Origin of the sequence: Cellulomonas sp. ES6, from assembly GCF_030053835.1 — a bacterium.
In the GTDB taxonomy this organism is placed as follows: Bacteria; Actinomycetota; Actinomycetes; order Actinomycetales; family Cellulomonadaceae; genus Cellulomonas.
The window spans coordinates 3,911,724-3,923,489 of sequence record NZ_CP125655.1 but is presented as its reverse complement, the minus strand read 5'-3'; the positions used below and the strand labels follow the sequence as shown (position 1 = coordinate 3,923,489).

Below are 11,766 nucleotides of genomic sequence, written 5' to 3'. Positions count from 1 at the left end.
CGGATCAGGCCGCGACGGGCTGGAGCGCCTCGAGCAGCAGGTACACGACGGGCGCGGCGAGCAGCATGGAGTCGATGCGGTCGAGCACGCCGCCGTGGCCCGGCAGCAGCGTCCCCATGTCCTTGAGCTCGAGGTCCCGCTTGATCATCGACTCGCCCAGGTCCCCGAGCGTGGCCACGGCGACGGTGGCCAGGCCCAGCAGCGCGCCCACGGCCGGGTCCCCGTCGAACATGAGGTGCACGCCCAGCACGCCGACGACGCACGCCAGCACCACCGAGCCGAGCAGGCCCTCCCAGGTCTTCTTCGGGCTCACCGACGGCGCCAGCGGGTGCCGCCCGATCAGCACGCCGACCACGTACCCGCCGGTGTCGTTCGCGACGCACAGCAGGATGAACAGCGCGACCCGCATCGGCCCGTCGTCCGCCGCGAGCATGAGCACCACGAACCCCGCCATCAGCGGCAGGTACGCCGCGGCGAACACGCCCGCCGTCGCGTCCCGCACCGCCGGCGCGCCGCTGCCGTCCAGCACCCGCCAGACCACCAGCCCGCCGACCGTCAGCACGAACGCGACGAACAGCGCCTCCATGCCCGCGACGTACGCGGAGACGAGGATGCCGACGTCCCCCACCAGCAGCGGGAGCACCGGGATGTGGACGCCCCGGCGCGCGAACGCCTGCGCCAGCTCCCACAGCCCCGCCCCGACGGCGAGCACCGCGACGACGCCGAACACCTCCTTGCGGAGGAACAGCGACGCCGCGACGGCGACCAGCAGGCCGAGTCCGACGGCGGTGGCGACGGGCAGGTCCCGCCCGGCACGCGAGGTGCCGGGAGCGGGGGCGACGGCGGGTGGAGCGGACATCAGACCTCGAGCAGCTCCGACTCCTTGGAGGACAGGAGCTGGTCGACCAGGTCGACGTGGCGCCGCGTCACGGCCTCCAGCTCCTTCTCGGCGCGGACGACCTCGTCCTCGCCGGCCTCGCCGTCCTTGACCAGGCGGTCCAGCTCGTCCTTCGCCCGGCGGCGGATGTTGCGCACCGACACGCGGGAGTCCTCGGCCTTCGACTTCGCCAGCTTCACGAACTCCTTGCGGCGCTCCTGCGTGAGGGCGGGCAGGGTCACGCGGATGACGTTGCCGTCGTTCGTCGGGTTGACGCCGAGGTCCGAGTCGCGCAGCGCCTTCTCGATCCCCTGCATCGACGACTTGTCGAACGGGGAGATGAGGATGGTGCGGGCCTCGGTCACGTTGAACGACGCGAGCTGCTGCAGCGGCGTCGGGCTCCCGTAGTAGTCGACGGTGATCTTGTTGAACATCGCCGCGTTCGCGCGCCCCGTGCGGATCGCGGCGAAGTCCTCCTTCGCGACCTCGACGGCCTTGTCCATCTTCTCCTCGGCCTCGAGGAGGATCTCGTCGATCACGGTTGCTCCTTCGGTTCAGGTCCTGCTGGCGGTGCGGGCGTGCGGGAGGCGTGCGGCCGGGCGGGCGCGCCGGCGGGGTCAGTCCTCGGTGACCAGCGTCCCGATCTTCTCACCCCGGAGCACGCGGGTGACGTTGCCCGGCGCCTCCAGCCCGAAGACGCGCATGCGCACGCCGTTGTCGCGGCACATCGACAGGGCGGTGGAGTCCATGACCCCGAGCTCCTGGACGATCGCCTCGGTGTAGGTCAGGTGGTCGAGCCGCACGGCGTCGGGGTCCGTGCGCGGGTCGGCGCTGTACACGCCGTCGACGCCGTTCTTGCCCATGAGGACCTCGTCGCAGTGCGTCTCGAGCGCACGCTGCACCGACACCGTGTCCGTCGAGAAGTACGGCATGCCGGCACCGGCGCCGAAGATGACCACGCGGCCCTTCTCCAGGTGCCGGATGGCGCGCAGCGGGATGTACGGCTCGGCGACCTGACCCATCGTGATGGCGGTCTGCACGCGCGTGTCCACGCCGGCCTGCTCGAGGAAGTCCTGCAGGGCCAGGCAGTTCATCACCGTGCCCAGCATGCCCATGTAGTCCGCGCGCGCCCGGTCCAGGCCGTTCTGGGCCAGCTCCGCGCCGCGGAAGAAGTTGCCGCCGCCGACGACGATCGCTACCTGCACGCCCTCGCGGACGGCCTCGGCGATCTCGGCCGCGATGCGCCGGACCACGCCGGCGTCCAGGCCGACGAGCCCGCCGCCGAAGGCCTCCCCCGACAGCTTGAGCAGCACCCGCCGGGCGTCGGTCTCGTTGGTCACGGGGAACCTCCAGTGTCTTCGACCGCGGTCGACGGGTGCGTCGGGTGGTGCTCGCGCCGGTGGCCCCGGCCCTGCCGGGCCGGGGCCACCGGGTGGTGCGTCGTCAGGCGCCGACGCGGAACCGCACGAAGCCGGTCACCGTGCCGCCGACCTCGGCGAGCACCTGGGCGACGGACTTCTTCGCGTCCTTCGCGAACGCCTGGTCCAGCAGGACGACGTCCTTGAAGTAGCCGTTGAGGCGGCCCTCGACGATCTTCGGCAGCGCGGCCTCGGGCTTGCCCTCGTTGCGGGCGGTCTCCTCGGCGATGCGACGCTCGTTCTCGACCGTCTCGGCCGGGACCTCGTCGCGGGTCAGGTACGACGGCGAGAACGCGGCGATGTGCGTCGCGATGTCGCGCGCCACCTCGGCGCCCTTGGCGTCGGTCGCGACGAGCACGCCGACCTGCGGGGGGAGGTCCTTGTTCACCTTGTGCAGGTAGACGGTGACCTTCTCGCCGGCGACGCGGGCGACGCGGCGGACCACGACCTTCTCGCCGAGCACGGCCGCCGTCTCGTCGACGACGTCCTGCAGGGCCTTGCCCTCGGCGTCCGCCGCGAGCAGGGCGTCCGCGTCGCGGGCGCCCGAGGCGACGGCGGTCGCGAGGACCTTCTCCGCCAGGGTGATGAAGGTGGCGTTCTTCGCGACGAAGTCCGTCTCGGAGTTCACCTCGACGATGACGCCGACCTCGTCCTCGCCGTCACCGGCGGTGACGACCTCGGCGGCCACCAGGCCGTCGGAGGCCGAGCGGCCCTCGCGCTTGCTGACGCCCTTCAGGCCCTTGACGCGGATGATCTCGAGCGCCTTGTCGGCGTCGCCCTCCGCCTCCTCCAGGGCCTTCTTGACGTCCATCATGCCCGCGCCGGTCTTCTCGCGGAGCGCCTTGATGTCGGCCATCGAGTAGTTGGCCATGTGTTTCCCGTCCTTCTCGTCAGTACGTGTCGTCGGGCAGCCGGGTCACTCGGACTCGGCGTCGCCCTCGGACTCGGCGGCGGCGGTCTCGGTCGCGGCGGCCTCGGCGGCGGCCTCGACGGCCGGAGCGGCGTCCTGGCCCGGCGTGGCGGCACCCTCGGCGGCACCGGCCTCGCCCGCGGGGGCCTCGTCGGCGGTCGCCTGCGTGGCGGCCAGCGACTCCTCGGCGCCCGCGAGGAGCTCGCGCTCCCACTCGGCCAGCGGCTCGGCGTCGGCCGGGGCGGCCTCGGCGCCGCCACCCTGACGGGCGGAGTGGCGCTGCAGGGTGCCCTCGGCGGCGGCGTCCGCGATCACGCGGGTGAGCAGCTGCACGGCGCGGATGGCGTCGTCGTTGCCCGGGATCGGGTAGTCGACGACGTCCGGGTCGCAGTTGGTGTCGAGGATCGCGACGATCGGGATGCCCAGCTTGCGGGCCTCGTCGACGGCCAGGTGCTCCTTGTTGGTGTCGACGATCCACACGGCGGACGGGGTCCGGGCCATGTCGCGGATGCCGCCCAGCGTCTTCGCGAGCTTGTCCTTCTCGCGACGCATGATGAGCAGCTCCTTCTTCGTGTACGCGCTGCCCGCGACGTCGTCGAAGTCGATGAGCTCGAGCTCCTTGAGGCGCTGCAGGCGCTTGTTCACCGTCTGGAAGTTGGTGAGCATGCCACCCAGCCAGCGCTGGTTCACGTACGGCATGCCGACGCGGGCGGCCTGCTCCGCGACCGGCTCCTGCGCCTGCTTCTTCGTGCCGACGAACAGGATGGTGCCGCCGTGCGCGACGGTCTCCTTGACGAAGTCGTACGCGCGGTCGATGTAGGACAGCGACTGCTGCAGGTCGACGATGTAGATGCCGTTGCGCTCGGTGAAGATGAAGCGCTTCATCTTGGGGTTCCAGCGGCGGGTCTGGTGCCCGAAGTGGACACCGCTCTCGAGCAGCTGGCGCATGGTCACGACGGCCATGACAGGTCCTTCCGACGCGCCCACGTCGGGGGCGCGCACACTGATCGCGGGCCAGCCGCGTGGCCGACCCGCTCGTCCGGTTGTCGACGCCTCCCGGGCGGGCGGCGTCCCTGGCGCCACGCCCACGCCGACGCCGGGACGAACCCGGACCGCTGCCGGCGTCGGCCCGCCGCACCCACCCGGGACCGTCGGACGGTCCGGGTGCGAGCGCCGGTGATGACGCGCGATGTCGACCGGCACGCACCGGTCGCAGGAGGCAGTCTACCGGACGGTGCGAGCCGCCGGGACCGGTCCCGGGACGCTCACCGACGGTACCCGCCCGGCAGCGGGGCCCCGCTCCTCCCCAGCGCCGCGGCGCGCGGCGCGTCCCCAGACGGGAGCCCGCGGCCGCGCCCGCCCGGCGGCCCGCGCGGCACCGTGCCGTCATGCCGATGCGCCTCCCGCCCCCCGGACCACCCGCCGCCCTGCTGGCGCTGCTCGTCGCCGTCGCCACGCTCGCGGCGACGGCGGTCGCCTCCCTCGCAGCGGCGCCCGGCGCGACGCCGCACACCCCGGCCGGGTGGTCGCCCCCGGTGGACCCGTTCGTCGTGCTCGAGGCGTTCGACGCGCCGCCGCAGCCGTGGGCCGCCGGGCACCGGGGCGTCGACCTGCGCGCCCCCGCCGGGACGCCGGTGCGCGCCCCGCGGGCGGGGACCGTCACGCACGCCGGCGTCGTCGTGGACCGGCCGGTCGTGACGGTCCGCCACGACGACGGCCTGCGGAGCTCGGTCGAGCCCGTCGCGCCCCTCGTCGGGGCCGGGACGCGGGTCTCCGCCGGGGACGTGCTCGGGACCGTCGCCGACGGCGCCCGGTCGCACTGCGCTCCCGCGACCTGCCTGCACTGGGGGGTCCGGGACGGCGAGACCTACCTGGACCCCGAGGCCCTGCTCACCGGCGGCCCGGTCGTCCTGCTCGCCGGCGCGCCCCGGCGGCCCGGCTCAGCCGCGGTCGGCCTCCGTGAGGCGGGCCCGCAGGCGCAGCATCGCCGCGGTGTGCATCTGGGAGATGCGCGACTCGGTCACGCCGAGCACCCGCCCGATCTCCGCGAGCGTCATGCCCTCGTAGTAGTACAGGACCAGCACGAGCTTCTCCCGCTCGCCGAGCTGGTCGATGGCGCGGGCCAGCAGGAACCTCGTCTCCTGCGCCTCGAACGAGTTCTCGGGGTCGGGCGTGCTGTCGTCACCGAGCGTGTCCAGCAGCGACAGCCGGTCGCCCCGCTCCTCGCCCGCGCCCAGCAGCTCGTCGAGCGCCGCGACGTTGACCGTCGAGAGCTGGGTGAACAGCGCCCGCAGGTCCCGGATGTCCATGCCGAGGCGGGCCGCCACCTCGCTCTCGGTGGGGACGCGGTGCAGCTCGCTCTCCAGCTCCGCGTACGCGCGGTCGACCGCGCGTGCCTTCGTCCGGACCGAGCGCGGGATCCAGTCCATCGCGCGCAGCTCGTCGATGATCGCTCCGCGGATCCGGGCGCCGGCGTACGTCTCGAACTTCACCGACCGGCCCGGCTCGTACTTCTCGATCGCGTCGATGAGGCCGAACATGCCGTAGGAGACCAGGTCCGCGTGCTCCACCATGGCCGGCAGCCGCATCCCGACGCGACCCGCCACCGCGGTCACGAGCGGCGCGTAGTGCAGGATGAGCCGCTCCCGCACGAGCCGGTCACCGCCCGCCTTGAACAGCAGCCAGTCCTCCGCCACGGGGTCGACCGCCGGGGCGCCGAGCTCCTCGGACGTCTCCAGGTCCTCCACGGCTGCGAGGTGCAGCACGGCGGTGCCGGCACCGGCGTCCAGGACCTCGCTCCCGAGCACGTCGACGGCGTCCACGTCGGCGCGAGCGAGCAGGAGCTCGCTCTCCGCGTCGAGGTCCTGCTCCAGCGCGTGCTGACGGGGGATGACACCCAGCGGCGCCCAGGCAGGGCGGTCGGGCACCGCCACGGGGGCGGTGACCTCAGCAGGGACTGACATGCCTGTCTCCATCTCGGATGTCATGCGCGGGGGTGAGCCTGCTCGTAGGACGCGCGGAGGCGGTCCGCGGTCACGTGGGTGTAGCGCTGCGTGGTCGCGAGGCTGGCGTGCCCCAGCACCTCCTGGACGCTCCGGAGGTCCGAACCGCCCTCCAGGAGGTGGGTCGCGACGGAGTGCCGGAGCGCGTGCGGCGCCACGTCGTCGACCTCCGCGAGGCGCGACACGGCGTGCACGGCCTGCCGGAGCTGACGCTGGTCGGCCCGGCCGCCGCGGCGTCCGAGCAGCAGCGCCGCGCCGGAGCCGTCCGTGGCGAGCGCCGGGCGGCCCCGGGTGAGCCACGCCTCGGTGGCCTCCACCGCGAGCTCGCCGACGGGGACGACCCGCTGGCGGTCCCCCTTGCCGGTCACCCGCAGCGTCCGTCCGCCCAGGTCCAGGTCGTCGACGTCCGCGCCGCACAGCTCGCCCACCCGGGCACCGGTCGCGTACATCAGCTCCAGCGCCGCCCAGTCCCGCAGGTGCACGGGGTCGCCGTCGTCGGCACGCCGGCGCGCCGTGTCGAGCAGCGTCGCCGCGGCGCCCTGGTCCAGGACCGTCGGCAGGTGCGCGGCGGGGCGGGCGCTCGCCAGCCGCAGCGCCGGGTCGGCGTCCACGCGCCCCGTCCGGGCGGCCCAGGCGAAGAACGTGCGTGCGGCCGACCCGCGCCGGGCCAGGGTCGCCCGGCTGCGACGGCTCGCGGCCATCGAGGCGAGCCACCCGCGGAGCACCGCGATGTCGACGCCCGTCAGGCCGCCGGCACCGTGCCGCCGGGCGTAGCCGTCGAGGTCGGCCAGATCGCCCAGGTAGGCCCGCACCGTGTTCTCGGACAGGCCGCGCTGCGCCCGCAGGTGCACGGCGAAGGCGTCGGTCGCGGAGTCGTCGCTCCGCGCCTCCACCACCCCGGCCCCCGTCTGCACGGGACTACGGTCGCCTGTCACACCTCCGGGCGACAAGCGGTCTGTGGCGCGATTCACCCACCCTTGTACGAATCACGGTCAAATGTCCGATTCTGCTGTCCGATTCCGCTCTGTCGCCGGGGTGCGCGCGGTCCGCGACTTCACCCGACGCTCCCCCTGACGGACGCAGGACACCCGAGACGTCACCCGCTGGTGTGAAGCGCTTTCCGACATCTCTTGCGGACCGCGGCTCCGGATGCCGGGGCGGTTCGCGGTCTCGCGACGTCGTTCCCGCCTCGTCCTCTCCGGGACACCTTCGTATCTCGTCCCTCATGGCGCAGCCGAGGTGCCCCCAGCGACCTCCGCCGGGCCGGCGACGTCGAACGACCAGCACATCTCCCCTCTCCCGGACGCCGCCGCGGCCCTGCCCTCAGCGCCCCCGTGACGCTCGCACCCGCCGCCACCCCGCCGGGCTCCGCTCCACGACGCGCCGCAGCTCCAGCAGACCGAGGGCGGACTGGACGTCCCGGACGGCGAGCCCCGCCCGGCGGGCGATCTCCGGGACGTCCGCCGACCCGCGCGTCATCGCGTCCAGCACGCGCGACTCCACGCTGTCCGCCCGGTCCGCCGCTGCTCGTTCCGCTGGCGCGGCGGTGCCCCGGCTCGCCCCCGCCGCCGGCGAGGACCGCGCACCGTGCGTGTGCTCGACCGCCGGATGCCGGGTCGGCGCCTCCCCGACCGCCGCGCGTCCAGGCGGCCCTTCCCCGTGCCTCCCGCGTCCGCCCGGCCCGTCGTCAAGCGCCCCGCGCCCGCCCGGCCCGTTCTCGAGCGTCCCGCGCCCGCCCGGCCCGTCGTCGAGCGTCCCGCGCCCGCCCTGCCCCCCGTCGAGCGCCCCGCGTCGACCCTCCCGGTGTGGCGAACCCTGCGCGCCCGGGGCGACTGCCCGTGGGACGCCCCCGGTCGACTCGGCAGCCGGCCGCATCCCTGGTCCCGGCGCCGGAGCGGGAGGTCGCGTGGACGGTGGCGGACCGACGAGCTCGAGAACGTCGTCGACGCCCGTGATGCAGACGGCGCCGCCGTCGCGCAGCAGCCGGTGGCACCCGGCCGACGCCATGGACGTGACGGGGCCCGGAACCGCGCCGACGGGTCGCAGGAGCTCCGCCGCCCGGGAGGCGGTACTCAGGGCGCCGGACCGCCAGGCGGCCTCCACGACCACCGTCGCGCGCGTGCACGCCGCGATCAGGCGGTTCCGCTGGAGGAACCGGGACCGGGTCGGCGTGCTGCCCGGCGGGCTCTCGGCGACGAGCGCTCCCCCGCCGGCCACCAGCGCCTCGAGGACGTCGAGGTTGGCGACCGGTGACGGCCGGTCGATGCCTCCCGCGAGGAAGGCCACGGAGACACCCCCGGCCGCGAGCGCGGCGCGGTGCGCGGCGACGTCGATGCCGAACGCCCCGCCGGACACGACGGTCACGTCGCGCGCGGCGAGTCCACCGGCGAGGTCCGAGGCGACGCGGCGGCCGTACACCGTGGCGGCGCGCGCTCCCACGACCGCGACCGCTCGCCCGAGCAGCGCGGCCGGGTCCGCGGGGCCACGGACCCACAGCGCGAGCGGAGCCGCGGTACCGAGGTCGTCGAGGCCGGCCGGCCAGTCCGGGTGCCCGGGGTGCAGCACGACCGCGCCGACGGCGTCCGCCCGGTCGAGAGCCCGCAGCGGGTCGAGGTCGGCGAGCCGCGGCGCCCAGCGTTCCAGCGCCCGGCCGACCACTCGGAGCCACCGCTCGTCCCGCGCGTCCGGGGCGGTGGCGCCGGGCGCACGCGCGGTGTCCGTGCCCGGCAGCCCGTCCGTGCCCCGCGTTCCGTCCGTGCCCGCCGCACCCGGCGACCGGCCTGCGGCGGCGCGCCCGCCAGCCCGCCCGCGCCCGTCGTGCCCGTCGCGCCCGCCGCGCCCGCCGCGCCCGCCGCGCTCGCCGTGTCGGCGACCTGCGCGGTGGCCCGCTCCGGGGCCTCGCGCACCAGTGCCCGGAGCAGCCGCACGCCCTCCGTCGGCCCGACGCCGACCGCCCAGGCCGCCCAGCCGAGAGCGACGCCGGCGCCGAGGGCACCGACCACCGCTCCGGCGGTCGCGTCACCGGGCTCCGCGACGATGCTCCAGGCGACGCGTGCGACCAGCTCCTCCTGCCCGGCCGCCCCGGGGGAACGGCCTGTGCGGCGGGTGCGGGCGCCACGCGATCGGGCGCGGAGGCGTCCCCGGGGGCCCCGGCGTGCGGCGCGTCGTCCCGGGTCATGCGCCGGCCTGCCCGCGGGTGCGCAGGGCCATGGCGATCCCGATCTCCGAGCGGGTGGGCGCGTCGAGCCCCGCGAGATCCGCGAGCGTCCACGCGACGCGCAGCACGCGGTCCGCGCCCCGGAGGGTCAGCCAGCCCGCGTCGACGGCGTCGTCCACGTCGGTGAGCAGCCTCCTGCCCGCCCGGAGCCTGTCGCGCAGCTCCCGCCCCGGGACCTCGGCGTTGACGCGCCACGGGGTCCCCGCCCACCTGTCCACCTGCGCCGTCCTCGCGGCGGCGACGCGGGCGGCGACGGTGGCCGTGCTCTCCCGGGCTCGGCGAGCTGCGCCCGGGCGACCGGGGGCACCTCGACCTGCACGTCCACGCGGTCGAGGAGCGGCCCGGAGATGCGCCCGAAGTAGCGCCGCCGCTCCAGCGACGTGCAGTCGCAGCCGAGACCGGACCCGGTCGCACGGCCGCAGGGGCACGGGTTGGCGGCGAGCACGAGCTGGAAGCGGGCCGGGTACCGGGCGGCGCCGCCCGAGCGGTGGATGACCAGCTCCCCGTGCTCGAGGGGTTGGCGCAGCGTCTGGAGCACGGCGGCGGGGAACTCCGGCGCCTCGTCCATGAACAGGACCCCGCGGTGCGCCCGCGACGCCGCACCCGGCCGGGGCGTGCCCGAGCCACCACCGATGATGCTGGCCGGCGTCGCCGTGTGGTGCGGGTCCTCGAACGGAGGGCGGCGCAGCAGCCCGCCGGAGGGGTCGAACGTCCCGGCGACCGAGTGCACGGCGGTCACCTCGACGGCGTCCGCCTCGCCGAGGTCGGGCAGCAGGCCGGGCAAGCGGGAGGCGAGCATCGTCTTGCCCGCCCCGGGTGGCCCGACCAGCAGCAGGTGGTGGGCGCCGGCGGCGGCGACCTCGACCGCGGTGCGCGCCTCCGGCTGGCCGAGGACGTCCGCGAGGTCGCCGACGGGCTCCCGCCTGCCGGCCGCTCCGCGGTCGGGCGCCACCGCTGCCACCTCGGGCACCTGGACCGCGCCACCGTGCCGCCGCACGACCTCCGCCAGGCTCCGGCACCCCGTGACCCTGGCGCCCGGCACGAGCGCGGCCTCGGCGGCGTCGGCGACGGGCACGACGACGTCCGGGTGGCCGGCCGCGACCGCCGCCGCCACGGCGGGCAGGACGCCCCGGACCGGCCGGAGCCGTCCGTCGAGACCCAGCTCGCCCAGGTGGACGGCGCGGTCCGCGGCGGCCGCGTCCACCAGCCCGGCGGCGGCGAGCACCGAGACGGCCACGGCCAGGTCGAACCCCGGGCCGGACTTCGGCAACGCGGCCGGGGAGAGGTTCACGGTGATCCGGCGGTTCGGCCACGTCAGTCCCGTGGAGCCGACGGCCGCGCGCACCCGGTCCCGCGCCTCGGTCAGCGAGGTGTCCGGCAGCCCCACGAGCGCGAACGCCGGCAGCGCCGACGCCAGGTGCGCCTCGACGTCGACCACGTGTCCGCGGAGGCCCACGAGTGCCACCGCGCGGGTGCGGCCGAGCACCATCAGCAGATCCCCGCACGTGCTCGAGGCGCGGCGGCTCGGCGTGCCGCAGCTCGACGGCCACCACGTCCAGCCGCACCCCACGGGCGCGGACGTCGTGCGTCGCGAGCCAGTGCGCGAGCAGTCGCCGCAGCCTCCGGACCTTCGCGGGCGTCACCGCCTCGGCGGGCGTCCCGAACGTCCGCGAGGTCCGGGTCTTGACCTCCACGCCGACGACCTCGTCCGCGTCCCGGTCGAGCACGACGAGGTCGAGCTCGCCTCCCGGCCCGAACCAGTTCCGGTCCAGGACCTCGAACCCCTCGGCCCGCAGGGCGTCCGCCGCCAGTCCCTCACCGAGCCGGCCCGTCTGGTTCCTCGTGCGCATCGGCGTCACCTCCGGGCACGAGCGTGGCCCGCGAGCAGCCCTGCGTCCGGCCGCGACGGACGGCCGTGGGGACCACGCGACGCCGGTCCCCCTGTGGAGGACTAGTCGCCCGCGTGACGCCCGGGGAGGCCCGCGCGGGCCGGGTCAGCGCGTGAAGCCGGACCCGCCGCCGAGGTCGAGGTCCGCCTTGACGAGCTCCTCGACGTTGACGTCCTTGAACGTCACCACGCGCACCGACTTCACGAACCGCGCCGAGCGGTAGACGTCCCACACCCAGGCGTCGGCGAGGGTCACCTCGAAGTAGACCTCGCCGGCCGCGGACCGCACCTGCAGGTCGACGTGGTTGGCGAGGTAGAACCGGCGCTCGGTCTCCACGACGTACGAGAACAGCCCGACCGCGTCCCGGTACTCGCGGTAGAGCGCGAGCTCCATGTCGGTCTCGTAGTTCTCCAGGTCCTCCGCACTCACCGGCCCATCATCCCCCATCCGGGC

At 75.5% G+C, this 11,766-nt stretch carries 9 protein-coding genes and 3 pseudogenes; 1 reads left to right on the top strand and 11 read right to left on the bottom strand.

The features are described from left to right. Positions 1–4: 4 nt before the first annotated feature. From P9841_RS18120 to rpsB, 5 genes are all read right to left on the bottom strand, one after another. Entirely contained in the window at positions 5–859 is an 855-nt protein-coding gene (locus tag P9841_RS18120; RefSeq protein ID WP_283319961.1) for a phosphatidate cytidylyltransferase, read from the bottom strand. Next, entirely contained in the window at positions 859–1,416 is a 558-nt protein-coding gene (gene frr / locus P9841_RS18115) for a ribosome recycling factor (protein ID WP_283319960.1), read from the bottom strand. The genes P9841_RS18120 and frr overlap by 1 nt, the downstream gene beginning before the upstream one ends. Positions 1,417–1,494: 78 nt before the next feature. Then, complete coding sequence (gene pyrH / locus P9841_RS18110; protein WP_283319959.1) at positions 1,495–2,217, bottom strand: UMP kinase; 723 nt, start codon at positions 2,215–2,217, stop codon at positions 1,495–1,497. Between the two features lie 103 nt (positions 2,218–2,320). Further along, positions 2,321–3,166 (bottom strand): translation elongation factor Ts, encoded by an 846-nt coding sequence (tsf, locus tag P9841_RS18105; protein ID WP_283319958.1) that lies wholly within the window; start codon positions 3,164–3,166, stop codon positions 2,321–2,323. Positions 3,167–3,211: 45 nt separating this feature from the next. Further along, entirely contained in the window at positions 3,212–4,168 is a 957-nt protein-coding gene (gene rpsB, locus P9841_RS18100) for a 30S ribosomal protein S2 (RefSeq protein ID WP_283319957.1), read from the bottom strand. Positions 4,169–4,593: 425 nt separating this feature from the next. Between rpsB and P9841_RS18095 the strand changes: the two are divergent. Continuing rightward, positions 4,594–5,073: pseudogene (locus P9841_RS18095) on the top strand (M23 family metallopeptidase); the annotation flags it as partial. Positions 5,074–5,145: 72 nt separating this feature from the next. Here the strand turns inward: P9841_RS18095 and whiG are convergent. From whiG to P9841_RS18060, 6 genes and pseudogenes are all read right to left on the bottom strand, one after another. Beyond that, positions 5,146–6,168, bottom strand: a complete 1,023-nt coding sequence (gene whiG, locus P9841_RS18090; protein WP_283319956.1) for an RNA polymerase sigma factor WhiG — start codon at positions 6,166–6,168, stop codon at positions 5,146–5,148. A 20-nt stretch (positions 6,169–6,188) separates the two neighbouring features. After that, the gene (locus tag P9841_RS18085) at positions 6,189–7,121 is read right to left on the bottom strand and encodes a tyrosine recombinase XerC (protein ID WP_283319955.1); all 933 of its coding nucleotides are present in this window, start codon (positions 7,119–7,121) and stop codon (positions 6,189–6,191) included. 409 nt (positions 7,122–7,530) lie between these two features. Continuing rightward, positions 7,531–8,865, bottom strand: a complete 1,335-nt coding sequence (gene dprA / locus P9841_RS19050; protein ID WP_349306912.1) for a DNA-processing protein DprA — start codon at positions 8,863–8,865, stop codon at positions 7,531–7,533. Between the two features lie 516 nt (positions 8,866–9,381). Next, positions 9,382–10,913, bottom strand: a pseudogene (locus P9841_RS18070) (YifB family Mg chelatase-like AAA ATPase). 19 nt (positions 10,914–10,932) lie between these two features. Continuing rightward, a pseudogene (locus P9841_RS18065) lies at positions 10,933–11,274 on the bottom strand (YraN family protein); the annotation flags it as partial. A gap of 144 nt (positions 11,275–11,418) precedes the next feature. After that, entirely contained in the window at positions 11,419–11,742 is a 324-nt protein-coding gene (locus tag P9841_RS18060; RefSeq protein ID WP_222169755.1) for a DUF2469 domain-containing protein, read from the bottom strand. Between the last annotated feature and the right edge of the window lie 24 nt (positions 11,743–11,766).